This is a genomic window from Kribbella sp. NPDC104740, assembly GCF_055583505.1.
Genome location: NZ_JBVJNV010000001.1, coordinates 446,645 through 465,219, shown reverse-complemented (window position 1 = coordinate 465,219; position 18,575 = coordinate 446,645). Strand labels below are relative to the sequence as shown.

Annotated in this window: 7 protein-coding genes; 4 read left to right on the top strand and 3 right to left on the bottom strand. The window is 70.2% G+C overall.

The window, feature by feature from the left end:
- Nucleotides 1–10: 10 nt before the first annotated feature.
- From ACZ6Z4_RS02130 to arfA, 3 genes are read left to right on the top strand one after another with little or no spacing between them, the layout of a single operon-like run.
- Nucleotides 11–952, top strand: a complete 942-nt coding sequence (locus ACZ6Z4_RS02130) for a carbohydrate ABC transporter permease (protein ID WP_465557207.1) — start codon at nt 11–13, stop codon at nt 950–952.
- Complete coding sequence (locus ACZ6Z4_RS02125; RefSeq protein WP_465557205.1) at nt 949–1,773, top strand: carbohydrate ABC transporter permease; 825 nt, start codon at nt 949–951, stop codon at nt 1,771–1,773. Before ACZ6Z4_RS02130 ends, ACZ6Z4_RS02125 begins: the two co-directional genes overlap by 4 nt.
- 29 nt (nt 1,774–1,802) lie before the next feature.
- Nucleotides 1,803–3,299: an arabinosylfuranosidase ArfA gene (arfA, locus tag ACZ6Z4_RS02120; protein ID WP_465557203.1), complete on the top strand. Its 1,497-nt coding sequence runs from the start codon at nt 1,803–1,805 to the stop codon at nt 3,297–3,299.
- A gap of 1 nt (nt 3,300) precedes the next feature.
- Here the strand turns inward: arfA and ACZ6Z4_RS02115 are convergent, their stop codons facing one another.
- Nucleotides 3,301–3,759 (bottom strand): GNAT family N-acetyltransferase, encoded by a 459-nt coding sequence (locus tag ACZ6Z4_RS02115; RefSeq protein ID WP_465557201.1) that lies wholly within the window; start codon nt 3,757–3,759, stop codon nt 3,301–3,303.
- A 114-nt stretch (nt 3,760–3,873) separates the two neighbouring features.
- Here ACZ6Z4_RS02115 and ACZ6Z4_RS02110 point away from each other — a divergent pair, with 114 nt between their 5' ends.
- Complete coding sequence (locus ACZ6Z4_RS02110; RefSeq protein WP_465557199.1) at nt 3,874–5,898, top strand: penicillin acylase family protein; 2,025 nt, start codon at nt 3,874–3,876, stop codon at nt 5,896–5,898.
- Here the strand turns inward: ACZ6Z4_RS02110 and ACZ6Z4_RS02105 are convergent.
- Nucleotides 5,880–6,383, bottom strand: coding sequence for a hypothetical protein (locus ACZ6Z4_RS02105; protein ID WP_465557197.1), 504 nt, complete (start codon nt 6,381–6,383; stop codon nt 5,880–5,882). The two genes, ACZ6Z4_RS02110 and ACZ6Z4_RS02105, sit on opposite strands and share 19 nt — an antisense overlap.
- Nucleotides 6,384–6,386: 3 nt before the next feature.
- Complete coding sequence (locus ACZ6Z4_RS02100) at nt 6,387–18,539, bottom strand: WXG100-like domain-containing protein (protein WP_465557195.1); 12,153 nt, start codon at nt 18,537–18,539, stop codon at nt 6,387–6,389.
- Nucleotides 18,540–18,575: the final 36 nt, after the last annotated feature.

The following is an 18,575-nucleotide window of genomic DNA, read 5'->3' as shown; positions in this document are numbered from 1 at the left end:
AGCTGTGACGATGGCCGTGCAGACACCCACCCGCCCCCGCACGAAGACCACCGCAGCCGATCCACCGAGAAACGGGCCACCGTGGACCGAACGCTGGGGCGGCCTGTTCTTCGTCGCGCCGTTCGGCCTGTTCTTCGTGTTCTTCCTGCTCTGGCCGACCCTGGCCGGGCTCTGGAACAGCTTCTTCAACACCAGCCTGGCCGGAGTGAAGCAGGAGTTCCTCGGTCTGGCCAACTGGCGGGAGCTGTTCGGTGACCCGGCGGTCTGGGACTCGCTGAAGAACACGCTCGTCTTCACCGCGATGAGTACGCCGCCGCTGGTGCTGATCGCGCTGGTGATGGCCCTGCTGGCCAACCGGCGCGGCGTCTTCGGGTGGTTCCTGCGGTTCGCGTACTTCGCGCCGTTCGTGCTCCCGGCGACCGTGATCACGCTGATCTGGGTGTGGATCTACCAGCCCGGGTTCGGCCTGGTGAACGGGCTGCTGACGGCCGGCGGGTTCGCCGAGATCGACTGGCTGAACGCCGAGAACCGGGCGATGCTCGCGGTGGTGATCACGACGGTCTGGTGGACCGTCGGGTTCAACTTCCTGCTCTACCTGGCGGCCCTGCAGGGCATCCCGGCGCAGGTCTACGAGGCGGCCTCGATCGACGGCGCGAACGGGCGGCAGACGCTGTTCCGGATCACGCTGCCGCTGCTCGGCCGGACCACCGGGCTGATCGTGGTGCTGCAACTGGTCGCGTCGCTGAAGATCTTCGACCAGATCTACCTGATGACCGACGGCGGCCCGAACTACGCGACCCGGCCGATCATCCAGTACATCTACGAGAGCGGCTTCACCAGCTACCGGATCGGCTACGCCTCGGCGATCTCGTACCTGTTCTTCGCGATCATCGTGATCGTGTCGGTCGCCCAGTTCAAGCTGTTCGGCGGCCGGAAGGAGGATCGGGGATGACGCGCACCAGCTTCCCGAAGGTCGCGATCGCGGTCGGCGCGGCGCTGCTCGCCGTACTCTGGCTGGTTCCGTTGCTCTGGGCCCTCGACACGTCGCTCAAGCCCGAGGTCGAGACCACCCGGACGCCGATCAGCTGGTTGCCCTCGGCGCCCACCTCGGCGGCGTACCAGAGTGTGCTGGAGCAGGGGTCGATCCTGCGCTGGTTCGTGAACAGCACGGTGGTCGCGGTGCTGGTCACCGCGCTGACGCTGCTGGTGTCCGTGCTGGCGGCGTACGGTTTCTCGCGGACCACGTTCCCGGGGCGAAAGGTGATCTTCGGCGTGGTGATCGCCGGGATCCTGGTACCGCCGCAGGTGCTGATCGTGCCGCTGTTCCAGGAGATGTCGAGCCTGCGCCTGGTCGACACGTACTGGGGGATGGTGCTGCCGCAGGTGGTCGCGCCGGTGATGGTGTTCGTGCTGAAGAAGTTCTTCGACGGCGTCTCCCGCGACTACGAGGACGCCGCCCGGGTGGACGGCGCGACCCGCTGGCGGATCGTCTGGGGCGTGATGGTGCCGATGTCGCGGCCGATCCTCGTTGCCGTCGGCATCTTCACCTTCATCGGGGCCTGGAACAACTTCCTCTGGCCCTTCATCGTGACCACCGACCCGTCGATGATGACGATCCCGGTCGGACTCGCCACCGTGCAGGGCTCGTACGGCCTGCGCTACGCCCAGATCATGGCCTCGGCCGTGCTCGGCGGGCTGCCGCTGCTGATCGTCTACGCGCTCTTCCAGCGGCACGTCGTGCGCGGTGTCGGCGACGCCGGCATCAAAGGCTAGACATCCCACCTCACAAGGAGCATTCCCTCGTGCCTTCCGCTGCACTCGTCCTCGATCCCTCCTTCACCGTCGCGCCGGTCAGCCGGCGCACCTTCGGCACCTTCGTCGAGCACATGGGCCGCTGCGTCTACACCGGCATCTACGAGCCCGGGCACGCGACCGCCGACGAGGACGGCTTCCGCAAGGACGTCCTCGAGCTGACCCGCGAGCTCGGTGTCTCGCTGGTCCGCTACCCCGGCGGCAACTTCGTCTCCGGGTACCGCTGGGAGGACGGCGTCGGGCCGCGCTCCGAGCGGCCGCGCCGCCTCGAGCTGGCCTGGCACAGTATCGAGACCAACCAGTTCGGCCTGGACGAGTTCGTCCGCTGGTGCGCGAAGGCCGGCGTCGAACCGATGATGGCGATCAACCTGGGCACGCGGGGCGTCCAGGAGGCGCTCGACCTGCAGGAGTACGCCAACCACCCGGCCGGCACGGCGCTCTCGGACCTGCGCGCCGAGCACGGCGCGGCGGCGCCGTACGGGATCAAACTGTGGTGCCTGGGCAACGAGCTGGACGGGCCCTGGCAGATCGGGCACAAGACCGCGACGGAGTACGGGCGGGTGGCCGCCGAGACCGCGCGGGCGATGCGGATGGTCGAGCCCAATCTGGAGCTGGTCGCCTGCGGCTCGTCGGGCTCGGGGATGCCGACCTTCGGCACCTGGGAGCGCGAGGTGCTGCGCGAGTGCTACGACCTGGTCGACCACATCTCCTGCCACGCGTACTACGGCGACGACAACGACGACCCGGCGTCGTTCCTGGCCTCGGCCGTCGACATGGACCGCTTCATCGACTCGGTGGTGGCCAGCGCCGATCACGTCGGCGCCGAGCTGAAGAGCAACCGCCGGATCGACATCTCGTTCGACGAGTGGAACGTCTGGTACAAGGACCGGTCGCGGCTGACCGACGGCGACCCGGACGCGTGGGAGGTGGCGCCGCGGCGGATCGAGGACGAGTACAACGTCACCGATGCCGTTGTCGTCGGCAACTTGCTGATCTCGTTGCTGCGGCACAGTGACCGGGTCGCGGTCGCCTGTCTGGCCCAGCTGGCCAACGTGATCGCGCCGATCATGACCGAGCCCGACGGCCCGGCCTGGCGGCAGCCGACGTTCCACCCGTTCGCGATCACCTCCCGGCTGGCCGCGGGTCAGGTGCTGCGGGTGGAGACGTCGTCGCCGACCGTCGTCACCGAGAAGTTCGGCGAGGTCGCCGCGGTGGACGCTGTGGCGACGTACGACGAGGGCAAGCTCGCGGTCTTCCTCGTCAACCGCTCCCTCGACCAGACGATCGAGGTGTCGGTCGACGTCAGCCGGACCGGGGTTTCGACGGTCGACGAGGCACTGACGCTCGCCGACGACGACCGGCTCGCGGTCAACTCGGCGGCTCAGCCCGACCGGGTGGTGCCGCAGCCGAGCACGGCCACGCTGCAGGACGGCAAGCTGACCATCAGCCTCCCGCCGATCTCGTGGACGGCGCTGAGCCTGAGCTGATTCAGAGCACTCGCTCCCGGCGGAACCGTGTGATGGTGACGCCGGGGGCGATCTCGACCTGCTCGTCCTCGCGGTAGCCGCGGCTGAGGTAGAGCTTGGTGGCGGGTGCGTTCGCCGTACCGGTGGAGACCAGAGACAGGCCGCGCGGCTCCAGGTCGTCCAGGGCGTCGAGCAGCGCGGTGGCGTGGCCTTTGCGGGCGTACGCCGGGTCGACGATCAGGCGGGTGATGTCGACGGTCTCGTGGTCGGGGAACTCGTAGGCGACGGCGGCGACCAGCACCTCGTCGGCGAAGCAGCCGAGCCAGTGCTCGGTGGACGCCATCAGGGCGGACAGGTCCTCCTGCAGCGGCGGAATCCCGTCGAAGCCGATCAGAGCGGCCTCCACGGCGTACGCACGGTGCTGGACCTCGAGAAGCCGCGGCGCGAGCCCAGGGTCGGCCGGGCTGATCGGACGGATCACAACCCCACGCTAACCCGCCAACGTGTCAGGCGCGCGAGGAACCGATTCGGCGCCCCGGGTGACAATGGACGTCCGGGTCGCGCCGCGCCCGCCGCCTGAGTCGAAGGGAACTGCGTGAAGGTCTACCGGGACAGCTGGGGAGTGCCACACCTTCGCGCCGGCGATCCGTTGTCGCTGGTTCGGTTGCAGGGGCGCAACGTCGCGGCTGATCGCGCCTGGCAGATCGAGCTGCAGCGACGGAAGTTCTCGGGTACGACCGCCGCTTTGCTCGGCCCGGATGCGGTTGCTTGGGACACGTTCGCGCGGCAGACGCGGATCGCGGACACCGCCGAGCGGTGTTTCCGGGGGCTCGACGACGACACGGGCGCGTGGGTCGAGGCGTACGTCGCCGGCGTCAACGAAGGGCTTCCGGGCGGGGCCGCGCGGGCTCCGGAGTTCGCGCGGACCGGGGGGTCGCCGCAGGAGTGGGAGCCGTGGGCGCCGTTGGGGATCTGGATCGCGATCCACATCCTGTTCGCCGGCTTCCCGGACAAGCTGTGGCGCGGGGAGGTCTCGCGGCGGCTCGGCGACGGGATGATGCAGGTGTTCACGTCCGAGGGGCCGCGGTCGTCGGGGAGCAACGGGTGGATGATCCCCGGCGCCTTGACCGCGACCGGTACGGCGCTGATCGCCGGTGACCCGCATCGGTACGTCGAGAGTCCGGGGATCTATCAGCAGATCCGGCTCGCTTGTCCGGAGTACGACGTGCTGGGGCTGGCCGTGCCGGGTATTCCTGGGATCGCGCACTTCGGGCACGCCGGGGAGGTTGCCTGGGCGATCACGAACGCTGCCGCGGACTATCAGGATCTGTACGAGGAGCAGCTGCGGCGGACTGCCGACGGCGTGGAGGCGCTCGGGCCCGATGGGTGGGAAGCGGCGGCGGTGCACACCGAGTCGGTGCAGGTGGCGGGGCGGGACGCGATCGAGGTCGAGGTGATCGAGACCGCGCGCGGGCCGGTGGTGATCGATCAGCGGGTCAGCCTTCGCTATCCGCCGCGGGTCACGGGCCGGCTCGGGTTCGAGGTGCTCCCTCGGTTGCTTGAAGCAACGAATGTGGCGGCGGTGGACGCGGCGCTCGACGGGTGGGTCGAGCCGGTGAACGTGGTGCTTGCCGCCGACACCTCGGGCGGGCTGCTGCACCGCACCGCCGGGCTCGTCCCGCTGCGTGACGCGGAGAACCTGCTGCGCGTCGTACCGGCCTGGGAGAGCAAGCACCGCTGGACCGGCTGGTTCGACCCGATGCCGCGGGCGACGGTCGACGGCGTCGCGGTGATGGCGAACTCGCGGCACCTGGCCGAGCCGCTCGGCCTCGAGTTCAGCGCGCCGCATCGGTACCGGCGGATCCGGGAGCTGCTGACCGCGCGCGACGGCTGGTCGGTCGAGGACATGCCGACCATTCACACCGACACCTGGCTGGGCTCGGCCGGCAGCATCATCGACCCGCTCGCGTCGTTGCAGGATCTCTCCCCCGCCGCAGCTCTGATCCGCGCGCGACTGCAGGCCTGGGACCGCCGGATGGACGCGGCGAGCACCACGGCGTCGACGTACGCAGCGATCCGCAAGGCGCTGAGCCGCCGCATCACCGCCCACCCGGCGATCGCAGCGCTCGACGAGGTCGAAGTCGCGGAGATGTTCCTGCCGTACCTCGACCTGCTGACCCACGTGTCGTTCGCCCTGGAGAACCTGTTGGCCAGCGACCTCCCGATCGACTTCAGCGCGCTGCTGCGGGAGTCGCTGGAGGAGGTGGCGGCCCAGAAACCACGTGGGCCGTGGGGTGACACCCATCAGCTGGCGCCGCTGCAGGTGCTGCGTGGGTCGCTGTTCGAGCGGGGCGAAGCTCAGATCGAGCTGAGGCTGTCGGGTGATCACCACTGCGTCTGGTCGACGTCCAGCATCCCCGGGTCGGGTGACCTCAGTGTGCGCGCTTCCGCGGCCCGCTACGCGTGGGACCTCAGCGACCGGACCAAGAGCGGCTGGAGCGTGCCGCTGGGGGCGTCCGGCGTACTGGGTGATGAGCACCACCACGACCAGCTCCCCCTGTGGCTGCGTGGAGAGCTCGCTCCGATCGTGACGGACTGGGATCAGCTGACGCCGGAGTAGCTGTCGAGCACTACCTGCAGGCGGTCGCGGCGGAAGCGCCCTGGTTGGCGGTCGTACACCTGGCGTCCGGCTGCCGACCAGAACCGCTCAGCGGGCACAGCGTCGGCTCCGGGCGGCAGGAACTTCAGCACCTCGGCTACGGCCGCTGCGGCGAAGGCTGCCGTCTCCGCTGCCCTGTCGGGGTCGACGGCCGACATCAGCTGGTCGGCCACGTCGAGCCACTGCCCGGGGTCGAGCAGCGCCGACGGCTCCGGCCCGCCGAAGTTCGGTACGCCGCCCGCGTGCTCACGCGCGGGCAGCTCGAACAGGTACTCGCGCTCCGCCGAGCAGCCCTGGCAGGTTCCGTCGTACGCCGCGACCAGCTCGCCGTCGACCTGGGCGAGCGCGTGCCGCCACTCGGTCTCCACCGAGCCGCAGGTGGGGCAGGGCGTCAGGTCGAGGTACAGGTACGCCTCGTCCCGGGTGCGCGCGGCGGGCAGGACCATCGTCTACTCCTCGTCCTCTTCGTCGTCTTCGTCGTCGTCGATGTCGGTGACGCGGTTGGTGATCCGGTCCAGCGGCTTCGTCTCGCCGCGCAGGCGCGCCTCGAAGTCCGCGTAGCTGACGGTGGAAACCGGACGGTTGCCGGCCAGGAACTGCTCCAGCTGCTGATAGTCCGACTCGAACATCGTCAGATACGCGACGCCGCGCGGCGTCTGCGCGACCTCAGTCTCCCGCACCGCCCGGACCTCCCCGGTACGCCGCAGCTCCTGCTTGACCAGGCGTACGTCGTACGCGACCTCGACGCGCGCCGTCACCACCCGGCCCTTCTCGAACCGGCTGCGCTCCCGCCGTACGCCGCGTCCGTCGCTGGTCTGGTCGGCGAGCTGATCGCCGGCCGTCACGCCACCGGTCACGCCGCCACCGTCCAGGGTCGCGCCGCCGTCAACCGGCAGCACGCGTCCCGCGGTGACGGTGTGGCTGACCGTGTGCTGGCTGCGGTTCACCTCGCCGATCTCGACGCCGTCGACCGGGCTGCCGATCAGCTGGGCGCCTACGACGGTCGCTCCGACCTTCACCTCGACGGACTGCGACGCGTAGCCCGGCAGCGGTAGCCGCAGCACGGTGAAGCCGTCCGGCTGGGCCATCCGGCTGAACGACGCGTTCAGGGTCGCGGTCGAGAGCATCACGGCTAGCTCGGGCCGGTGCACGCGCATTCCGGCCTGGCCGAGCAGGTCGGTCAGCTGCTGCAGCACCACGTCGGTCAATTCGTTGCCTTTGGCACCTTCTACGAAGTAGGCGTCCGGGACGCCGCGGTCGTTCAGCGAGCCGTTCGGGGTGTCCGCGGTACTGCGCTCCAGGGCTGGTGCGGCGACCTCCGGCAGCACCCGGAGCGGGATGAGCTGCACGACCTCGCCGTCGAGCGTCGTCGGGGCGAGCGGGGTGAGCGGCGACTCGGTGCGCGACAGCGCGCGGCCGACCACGTTCCGCGCGGGCGTCGCCGTCGCCCCGGGCACGACCTCGACGGTGAACTTCACCCCGCGCCGGACCCGGTGCTGCCCGTCGAACGTCGCCAGCCGCTCAAGCCGGGTCGTCTGCTCTCCAACGGACACTGACGTGGAGCCGGTACGGTCGGTGCCTGCGGCGCCTGAACGACCCTCCTGCCAGCTCCCGTCGACACCAGCACCGAGCGACCGGCCACTGGTCTCGCCGGCGGTTCGCTCGTCGTACAGGTAGCGCTGGACGATGCTGATCGTCTGCTTGGTGGTCCCGAGCGACACCGCCTCGTCGGTGAACTCGGCGCGGATCCGCACGCCCACCTGCTGCGCGCCGAACTGCCCCGGCTGTCCGACCGGGTAGGTCCGAGCGAACCCGTCCGGGCCGAGCATGTCCTCCAGCCGCCCCCACCAGCGCTTGCCGGCCAGGTCTACAGCGAGCGCTTCAGCCAGCATCGGGTCGCTGTCCGGTGCGATGCCCAACTGGTCGCTCACCAGCGCCCGGACCTTGTCGAACAGCGCTACGCGGTCGCCCTGATCTGTGACCGAGGCCTGCTCGACCAGCGTCGAGCCCAGGTTCTCCTGGTAGTGCTCGGGGATCTCCACCTTCTTGGTTGCGTCCAGCTGCTCCGCCTGGTCCAGCACGAGCTCCAGCTGCGCTGCCTTGCTGCGTGGAGTCGGCCTGCCTGGCTGCAGCTTCTCCAGCAGCGCACGGGGCGTGTGCGACGCCGACACCTTCGGGACCACCTCAGCAACGGCCAGAGCGGCGCGGTACTGACGGATCAGACCAGTGGCGAGCCGCCGGTCCAGCTCCAGGCTGCCGTTCAGGTACCGCTCGACGGCGTCGGCCACCTGCTCGAGCGGCAGCGTCAGCTCGCCCTCGAGGTGGAAGCGCAGCACGTCCCGCTCGGCGACCTGGAAGACGACGGTCGCATCGGCTGCTGCCGGCTTTCCGTTCGCCGTCACGCCCAGGGCGGCGGTCCCCGCGAACAGGTAGTGCCGCCCGACCTCGATCGTCAGCCGCTCGACACCGGCGATGGTCTGGTCGGTCCGCGACGCCGAGCTGTTGGTGCCGTACTCCCCCGACAGGTTTCCACCGCTGCCGTCGCCGTTCGCCCCCAGCCCGGCCGAGGTAGAGCCGCCGGTACTCCGGCCAGCCGACAGACCGTGGCTGGTCAGCGCCAGGTTGATGTCGCCGACCACCGCGTCGCTGGTCCCCAGCAGGACCACGTCACCGATCCGGCCGTGCACCGCCAGGCTGCCGCGGCTGGAGACCGGTCCGGCGCCGCGGACCAGCGCGTCGGTCCGGTACGTCGTACGGGCCCACTCGGGGTGTGCCAGCAGGTGGCGGGGGTCGAGGAACGCCTCCAGGTGGTGACGCGCGGTCGGGTCCTGGCCGCCGAGCTGCTGGACGAGGCGGTTCAGCTCGTGGGCGTCCAGGGCGACCAGCGTCGCCCGGTCGAGCACCTGGTCGCTGACCGGTCCGTCGCTCACCGGTGTCGGGGTGACCTCGGTGGAGGGCAGCAGGTCGGTGTCGACGAGGATGCGCGCCGACGTTCCCGGCGTACCGGGGTGCAGGACGACGTCGTCGGCGCCGAGCTCGGTGACCACGAGCCGGTGCGGTACCTCGAACGCGGCGACCGGCGAGCGGCTCTCGACCAGCGTCACCTGGTTGAGCGTGCCGCCGGAGAACCAGCCCATCACGCGACCGAGCGCCTGCCGCCCGTACGACAGCGCCGACGCCGCGGTCGTGCCACCCGGCGCGTCCTGGGTGAGTCCGAGCGGCGACGCCCGCCAGGGCAGCGACTTGCCCCAGCCGTCGGTGCGGCTCGCAGTGTCAGAACCGATATTGAGTGTCACCATCGCCTCGTCGTTCGTGACGGCGACGGAGGACGGCGGGCCGGTGCGCAGCGAGATCCGCAGGGTGAGGGTCTCGGCCGCGCGGCCGGTCATCGGCTTGGTGAGCGTCACGAGGATGCCGCTCTGCACGGCGATGTCGTAGCCGGCTTCGAGCCTGTTCACCGAGAGCTGCGTGCGCAGCTCTGTCAGGTTCAGCAGCTGGCCCTGGCGTAGCAGCGGGTCGCTGGTCATCCGGGCGAGGTCTGGGTTGCCCTGAGCATCCAGCGGCGGCAGGAAGCCGCGCTCGGTCAGCGGTGCGATCAGGTCAGCCAGCGCCTGCTCGCCGCCGGTCACCTGTTGCGCCAGCCCGGGCCCTGCACCGGTGAGGCGGCTGGTGCCGCCGGCCAGCCAGTTCGGCAGCTCCAGGCGGCGTCCGGGGACCTCCACACCCTTGCGGGGATCGCCACGCAGTACCGGTACGCCGTTCTCGATCACTCGCTGACCTGTCTGGTCGTGGACGAAGGCGCTCTCCGCTACCGGCAGACCGTGCCGGTAGGCGTCGTTGGTGTGCAGCCGGACCAGCCCTTCGCTGCTACCGGCCACAGTGCCCTGCGACTCACCATCGAGGACCAGCGTGACCTTGTGCTCGAACACCATCCGGTAGCCCTGTGTCGGGCCGGTGTAGCGCTGCACACCGACGTGGATGCCGACGCCACCACCAGTCAGCGACTCCGACCGGTTGAGCGACCGGCCACCGCTGGCGGTCGGACCCAGGTCGACGCTGGTGTCGCCGAGGTCGGTGAGTGCCTGCCCGCCGTACCCGACGGTGGCGTTCAGCGAGGTGCTTGCGGAGAAGGCCTGCTGCCCGCTGGCGTTGCTGAAACCGACACGGACACGCTCCTGCCAGTGCGCCGTACTGGTGTCCCCGACCAGCTCGACCTGCTCGTAGCGGACGTCGGTCCTGATCTCCAGGTGGCCGACCGGGCGACCGCCTGCCTGCAGCGGACGCAGCAACGACTGCTCGGCGCTCTCGGCCAGCCGCGACGGGAGGTCCTGGGTGATCGCCTCCTGGATCTGCTGGCGCAGCAACGAGGCGTGGTCACCGAAGCGGCTCAGCTGATCGCCGTACTCGGTCAGCACGTCGTCGGTGAGGCTCTGCAGCCCGTCGAGGGAGGTGAGGGTGTGGTTGGGGAGGCGGCCGGACGGTTGCGCGCCGCTGGTGAAGGTCTTGGTGGGCGCGAGCACGGTGTAGGCGTGCGAGACCCAGGCGCGCAGCCGGGAGACGTCCTTGCCCTGTCCGCGGTTGACGGTGACGTCGGCGAGGAGGCGGTCAGGCTCGCCCGGGCGTCGCGCCTGCACGTGCCAGCTCGCGTGGCCGGCGTACAGGAGGGACTCGCCGCGGTTGTCCTCGACGGAGCCGTCCTGTCCGTACTGCGCGCCGTTGGAAGTGATCGAGCGGCTCCAGCCGGAGCTCTGCTCGCCCTTGAGGGTGATGAGCTGGCCGAGCGCGTTCACCCAGGAGTGCTCGCCGAACAGCTGCGTCAACGTGCTCAACCCGAACGCGCCGCTGGCGCCGATCCGGCCGTTCTGCGTGATCCCGAACTTCCGCGACGGCTGCGGCAACAGGCCGAGCATCGTCTCCGAGGCGCGCACCGAGGGATCGAGGACCTCGATCAGATCCGACACGCTCAACCGGAACCGGAGCTCGATCGGCCGCGCATGACCGGCTCTCAGGATCGCGCCGTCACTGGTCACCGCCTGCCCGAACTCCGCGTTGAGCCGATGCTGCAGGCTCCCCGGAGTGAACCGCTGATCGACGTGGTTGGCCGCCAGTACGGCGTTCACCTGGTTGGTCAACGCGGTCAGATGCGGCAGCCAGTCGGTGGGCAGCAAGCTCGACAACGCCATGAGCGGCGGCGCCACCGCAGCCAGGCTTTGCTCGTACTGCGCCAACTGCTTCGCCAAATCCGCCGCGGCCGTCGCCCGCTGCTCCGGCGTCATGGTCGCCGCGTCGGCAAGCAACAACCGGTAGCCCTCGGCAACAATCTCCAGCTGCGCGCGGGCTTGCTTGTACGCCGCAGCAACTCGCTCCTGCCACGCACTCACCTCCGCCTGCTTGGCCGCTTCCTTCTCAGCCTGATGCGCCCGAGCGAACCGCCCAGAATCAACGGCTTGCTGCGCCTTCGCAGCATCCTGCTCCGCCTGCTTCGCCGACTCGGCTGCCCGCTCCGCCGCCTCGGTCTTGGCCGCGATCCTCCGACTGATCTCATCCAACTGGCCCTGAAGATCCGTTACCTGCAGGGCGACATCAGCAACGAACGCATCCGTCTCCACCACGCCAACCCAAGGAAGCTGCGGCGGTTGATGATGCACCCGGATCGCTTCAACCAGCCCTTCCAGATCCTGCCGAAGCGCAGCGATCTCCACGTCCGACTGCGCCTCATCAAGCTGCCGACTCAACAGCCGATACTCGTTGAACTGCGCCGCCACACACAGATCCACGGTCTGCACCGAAGCCCGCCCCAACAACCGCCGCCACCGACTCCGCGGGGCCGCCTGTTCCTGCAGTGTGTGACTGATCTCGTGCACCCAGGCGCGTGTCAGCTGATCAGCACCCAACGCGGTCGAGATCCGCACCAGGTGTGGCCTTCCGACCGATCCCACCCGAACCGCCGTTGCAGCCACCCGCCCAGCAGGAACCGCCGAGCGGGAGATCTTGAAGTACTGCGGGCCGGTGCTGGTCTGCACCACAACCACACCTTCAGCAGCCTGCCCGGGGCGGCCGTTGATCAGGCCACCGAAGTCCTCCTCCTTGGCCGCCAACGCGGCCTGCACGGCTTCCCCAAGCGACCCAGCTGCCTGGCTGCTCCCATCAGCAACAAACCGCGTGCCGGGGACTTCCGGTGCGTGCACGGTGCGGCCTGGCCCATTGGAGCCGTCCCCGGTCCCGTCGGAAGCCGCCCGCTCCGGCGCCGCTTGCTGAGCGGGGGCCTGCTGGGACGCAGCAGCCGGTGCACCTGCCTGCTCCGGGCCGGGCTGCTGAGAGGTTGGCTGTTGGGCGGTGAGGCGGGCTGCGCGGAGGGCGATCCGGTCGGCGGCGCGGCGGGTTGCGGTGACGTCGAGCGGGTTGTCGGAGGCTGGGGTAGTGGGTTGCGTCGCCTGGTAGTAGCCGCCGCCTTCGAGCGGGATGGCGCCGGGCGGGACTTGCTCTGGGTTGGGAGCCGTGGGCTGCTCGGTCGTCTCCAGCGTGGGCTGCTCGGTTGGTTCTGGTGCTCGGTGGCGGCCGCCGGGAAGGTCTGTGCGGGTGTCGAGGTCGGTGCGGTCGGGTGTTGCGGGGGCGACCACCTCGGGGCGGTGGCGGCCGACGTACTCGGTCACCTCCTCGGGGCGGTGCCGGCCGACGTACTCGGTTGTCTCCTCGGGGCGGTGGCGGCCGACGTACTCCGTCGCCTGCTCGGGTATCTGGTTGCGTGCGGTCGACTCGTCGGCGTGGTGGCGGCCGGTCTGCTCGGCTGCGTGGTGGCGGCCGGTGGGGGTGTGGGGGCCGGTGGGGGTGTGGGGGCCGAAGGTGCGGGCCAGTTCGGTGATGGTGGTGGGCCCGTGGGACTCGGTGGTGTTGGTGGTTGGGTCGGTGAGGCGCACGGTGAAGCGGAGGGGGTCTGCGGTGGGGTGTGGGCGGGCAACTCGGTCTACGGTGACCTCGATCTGGTGGCCTTGTTCGGCCAGGGCTGTCAGAGCGCGTTCGACGGTGGTGAGGGCTTCGGTGTCGAGCAGTGGGGCGGTGCCGAACAAGGACTGGGCGCCGGTTGTTCGGGTGTGGTTCCACTCGAGGAGGCCGACGTCGGGTGCGGTCAGGGAGCGGATGGGGATTACTGCGTGGCCGCCGACCTGGTTGAGGTTTGGGGAGACGCTGAGGGCTGGGAGGGTCAGGCCCTGTGGGGCTCCGGACTCCTGCCACAGGCGGTGGGTTTCTTCGAGGGCTTCGTTGAACTGGGTTTGTACGAGGGCGCGCGAGTCGTCGGTGCCGTGAAGCATGTGGTGGTCCACGGCGTCTGCGGCTGCGGCCAGTTGTTCCAGTGCGACCAGGCGCTCGGCCAGGAGGGGTTTGCCGGCTGGTTCGGCGACCAGGCGGCGGATTGCTTGTTCCACGGCGGCGCGGGCCTGGGCGGTTGGGCCGCCGAGCACACGGCGTCCGGTTCGTGGGTCGACCGATTCGAGACGCGGGAACGTCCGGCGCACTCCGTTGTTGTCGGCAACTGATTCGTAGAGGCTGATGGCATGCGCGAGATTCGCTCGGACGTCGGCCAGCGGGCCGCCACTCCGCCCGAGTGCTTGCAGGCGGTCGATTTCGGCTGCCAGAGCGTCGATCCGCTGCAGGAGGGTGACGCGCTCAGACCGGGCGTCCTGGTCGAAGGCGCTCTCCGGCTGGCCGGGTGGCACGTTGTCCAGTTCCGCCCGTCGTAGCGCCGCGCGGATCAGGTCGGTGTAGTGCGGTGCGGTCTCGTCGATCGGAGCGGTCGCCGGGGCTGGCTGCGTCCGGTCGGTGATCTCCGCGGCCCGGGACGTCAGCTGTTCTACCAGGTAGCGCGTGACGGCGCGCTGTTCCAGCAGCTCGGCGCGGTCGACGGCCTGCTTGGCCAGGGCCTTCTCCAGGTGGGACTGGATGTCGATCTCGGTACGGCGGAACAGGTACCGAGCGACCGGCGTACCGATCATCGCGCCCGCCGCACCGGCGACCGTCAGGACGACACCGAGGTCGGGCAGGTCGAAGATCAGGTCCAGGCCGACCGCGCTGACCGCGCCGCCGAGGGCAGCGGCGGCCACCTGTACGGCGTACGCGGTGAACGGTGACTGGCCGGACGGCCGCGGGCCCGCAGGTGGCGCGGTCGGTGCCGGCAGGGCTCGGTTGGCGGCGCGGGTTGCGAGGTCGGGTGGGGCGCCGACGACGGCCTCGAGTTGCTCGGTCAGTTGGCGGAGCTGGGCGAGGCGGGGGCGGATGACCTCGGAGAGCGCCTCGGCCTGGGCGGCCTCCTGTTCGTGGCGGGCCCACTGTTTGCGGGCGTCGTTCGCGGCCTCCTCGCGATTGATGAAGTACTTGTCGCCCATCGCGCCGGCGACCGAGCCGAACAGGCCCGGGCCGACGGCGTTCAGCAGGCCCTCGACCTGCGCGCTGACGTGGCGTGCGAGCTCGGTCGGGTCGACGTCGACGGCTTGCTGGCCGCCGACGAAGACACGGCGGGCGGCGGCGGAGACGTTGTCGATCAGCTGGACGGCGAGCGTGATCCGGAACGGCGGGGCGCCGGGGATGGGTGGCTGGACGGGGGTGACGGTGGCGGGTGGGGCGGCGGTTGGGTCGGTGGCCGGTACGACGCCGGAGCGGATGTCCAGGGCAGCCAGCACTCGTTCGAGTCTGGTGCGTAGCTCGCCGAGCTCGGCGACGAGTTGGTTCGAGTAGAGCTGCGGGTCGGAGAGTCTGATTCGCTCGGTGGCGTCGACGCGGCGGAGGCGGAAGTCGAGCTTCTTCACGTCGACCAGGCGTTCGGCGAGGGACTTGGCGAGGGCCGAGGAGGCGATCACGAGCGCGGTCGACAACGCCGGTACGCCGAACAGGGTGAGTGCGCCGGCGACCGCTGCTGTTGCGAGGGTCGGGGTGGTGTGCCGGACGAGGTAGTTGCTCCACTTCGTGGCGCGGGGCAGGTGGGTGAGCGGCGGGCGGGTCTGCTCCGGGCCGTCGAGGAGGGCGTGCAGGCCGGGGTAGTCGTACTCGCGCTGGACGCGTTCCTCGACGTACGCCGGTTTCTTGCCGGGCTGCTTGCGGGCGTCGAGGTAGCGCTCGGACATCGAGCCGACGAGGGCGTTCACCATGGTGGGGACGGCGATGCCGACGCCGACCAGGGGGTCGCCGGTGAAGACTGTCGCGGCTGCGCCGATGACGATCGAGGACCAGCCCGAGCTGAGGATCGCCTTCGCTACGTAGCCGGCGCGGCTCACGCGGTCGTCGCCGAGGGTTTCGGTGCGATCCATGACGCGGTCGAGGATCGCGCGTTCGCTCTGGTCGAGGAGGGTTCGCAGGAGGTCGGCGTTGGGTTGACCTTCGGTGAGGCCCATCGCGAGGGCGAGCTTGCGGATCTCGGTGTCGAGCAGGGTGCGCCGGTGGGGTTGCTCCTGTACGCCGTACTGGCGAAGCTCGGCGCGGTCGCCGGTGTCGGAGATCTGCTGGGTGGCGTCGGTGTGCGGGGTGCTGTCGGGGCGGAAGACGGCTGGGCCGTCGGTGGCGCCGTGGACGATCGCGGCGGACTCGGCGAGGACTCTGGCCAGGAGTGGGGCGATCTCGTGGGCGGCCAGGCGGTCGGAGAGGAGGAGGTTGACGGTGGGGAGATTGGTGGTTTCAACGGAGTATTCGAGCTGTACGTCGGGGTGGAGTGGGCCTACGCGTTTGACCAGGCGGAAGGTTTCGCCGGTTTGGGTGCGGATGCGGTAGGCGCCGTTGCCCTCGGGGTGGACGGAGGCGAGGTCGACGGCCAGGGGGTTGTTGCCTGCGGCAAGTTCGTTCAGGAGGTTGGTGGAGTGATGGCTGACGAGGACCCAGCCGGGGAGGAAGCGCTCGACGCGGTGGATGGGTTGGGTCGAGGTGCTCGGGGCGGCAGGTCCCACCTGAGTTGCTGGTGGGGGCGGGGCGTGAGGCACCTGGGCCGGAGCCGCCGGCGGGCCTGTCGTCGGCGCCGGGGCCGGCGGGGTGACGGGGGTCTGCGGGACGGGCGCAGCGTGCGGCGTCGGTGAGGTGGGCTCGGTCTCCGGGGTGGTGGGGACCTCCGGTGTCCGCGGGGTCGTCGCCGTCTCGGGTGTTGGCGGGGTGGCGGGGGTTTCCGGCGTGGGCGTGGTCTCCGCGGACTCCTGGGTGGTGGCCTCCGGGGCTGACGAGGGCTCCGGGGTGGCCGCAGTACCGGGGGTTGGTTGGGGTGGGACGGGAGTGGGGGTTGTGGGGACGGCGCCGGGGGTGGTGGGGTCGTCGGGGTTTTCGAAGAGGTTTTCGGTGCCGGGGGTGAAGGTGTTGATCTGGGGAGTGGTGTAGCGGGCGAACTTCTCGCCTTTGGCGTTGGTGAAGGTGCGGCCGCCGGTCCAGATGGTTCGGCCGGTTTTCGGGTTGGTGACTGTGTAGGTGATGGTGATGGTGTCGGGGCGGGACTGGCCTGGGGGGAAGATGACCGTGACCTCGACGTGGTGGCCGGCGTCGAGCCAGGCGGCGATTTCGTTCTCCACCTTCTTGAAGGCGCCGGTGTTGAGGTTGCCGGTCTGGGGGAAGTAGTTGCCTGGCATCACGCGCTTGAAGAAGCGCCAGGCGAGGGCGTGGCCGCCCTGGTCGCCGGGGGCGCCTCGGTCGCGGGCGTCCTTGCGGGCTGCCGCGTCGTCGGCGTTGCGGCCGGAGCCGTCGTAGGCGTGCTCGAGGTTCGCCTGGACCATGCGGGGGGTGCCGTCGGGGTCGAAGCGCCAGCGGGCTTCGTTGGGGCCGTAGGAGTGCCAGGGGGTCCATTGCGGTTGGCTGATTTGCTCTGGTGCTACTACGGGGGAGTTCTCGTTGAACCAGCCGAATTCGGAGGGGTTGTCAGAGGAGAGGTGGTCTGCGGCTGGGGGGTCTGCTGGCGGGCCTGGGGGTCGGGTGGCGGTGGTGGAGTCGGTTGGGTCGGTGGCGGCGGGGGCGCTGGTGTCGGTAGGGGCGCTGGTGTCGGTGGGGTCAGTGGATGCGGTGAGGTCGGTGACCGGGTTGGCATCGGTGGCCGCGGCGGGGTCGCTGGTGGCGGTGGAGTCAGTCGTATCGGTGGAGTCGGTGGTGTCGGTGGAGCTGGTTCTGGGGTGCGCGTCGGTTGGGTTCACCGGCTTTGTGGCTTGGGAGGCGGGGTTGGATCGGGCGTCCGGGTGATGGGCTCTCGAGGGGTCGGTGGGGTGTTGCTCGATGGAGGTGGGGCGTCCATTGGGGTGCTGTGCGCCGGAGTTCTGGGACGCTGACGAGTGAGTACTTGAGGAGCCCTGCGTAGGCGCTGGGTTCTGGGCGCCGGTGGGGTTCTGAGAGCCGGCAGTGTTTTGGGCACCCGCTGGGTTCTGAGTGCCCGCCGTGTTCTGAGTGCCGGCCGGGTTCTGAGCACCCGCCGGGTTCTGAGTGCCCGCGGGATTCTGGGTGCCCGCCGGGTTCTGGGGACTGACTGGATTCTGCGTACCCGTTGGGTTCTGGGCACCCGTCGGGCCCTGAGGACTGGCGGGGTTTTGGGGGTCGACCGGATTCTGGGGGCCAGCCGGCGTGCCGACGGGTCCGCCAGGGTCGACGCCTCCGGCATGCACCACCACCGGCACCTGCGGCAGCGTGAACCCGTCCCCGCGGAAAAGGTTGCCAGTAGCAACACCCCCGTTCAGCGCCACGATCCGCGACGACGCCAGCGCACCGGCCAGCGGCGCCTGGTTCACGATCGCGTGCCCGTAGTCGGCCAGCGTCGGGACCTTCCCGTCGGCCAGCGCCTGCACCGTCGTACCGGCGACCGGGGACGTGATGCCGTTGACCACGAACGCGTGGCTCATCTGCTCGACGGTCCGGGTCAGGCCGGGCGGCGCGCCCAGGCGGTTGGTGAGGCGCCCGGCGGGGATCGACGCCGCATGCCCCAGCGGCTTCAGCACCGGCGCCAGACCAGCGCCCAGGAGGCCGGCGCCCGCGCTGATCAGCGTCTGCTTGAAGTTGTAGCCGGTCTGGTAGCCGCCCGCGATGCTCAGCGCCTGCTGGATCGCGTCGGCGGCTGCTTCGTCGGGGACTTCGGCGAGGGCCTCGAGGCCGAACCTCAGCGCGTGCGGCACCATCGCGGACGGTGCCTCCATCGCGGCGACGGCGGCGCGGCTGTAGCCGAGGAGCCGGAGCGCCAGCTGGCTGGCGAAGCGGCCCATCAGCACCCCGGCGCCGGGGAACATCGCCAGCGCGGCGAAGAGCGTCGCGTTCAGGACCAGTTCGGCGATGATCGAGTTCCGCAGCGCGGCGATCTGGCCGGCGAAGTCGCGGCAGAGTTTCTCCATGTCGCGGTACGCCTGGACCATGGTGCGGTAGTCGTCCAGGGTCCGGGTGACGTTGCGGTTGTAGATCGTCCCGGCGGAGTCCGGCCAGACATCGGGCAGTTCGTCGTTGGCGGCGGCCGCGGCGTCGATCATCTCGGTCATCAGCTGCGCGGCCTGGCCCCAGTCGTTGGCCAGTTGCAGTACGACGGCCTCGTCGGTCGACGGCCAGATGTTCTCGTCCAGGTAGGTCCGCAGCCACAGCCACAGCTCGGTCGTCGGTTCCGGGATCGCGCCCACGGTCAGCAGCCCGGGTCAGCAGTCGTCACGCCGTCA

Excerpts from the sequence above, each read along its gene's own strand:
- ACZ6Z4_RS02130 (WP_465557207.1), top strand. The coding sequence starts at position 11 with ATGGCCGTGCAGACACCCACCCGCCCCCGCACGAAGACCACCGCAGCC.
- ACZ6Z4_RS02125 (WP_465557205.1), top strand. The coding sequence starts at position 949 with ATGACGCGCACCAGCTTCCCGAAGGTCGCGATCGCGGTCGGCGCGGCG.
- ACZ6Z4_RS02105 (WP_465557197.1), bottom strand. The coding sequence starts at position 6,383 with ATGGTCCTGCCCGCCGCGCGCACCCGGGACGAGGCGTACCTGTACCTC.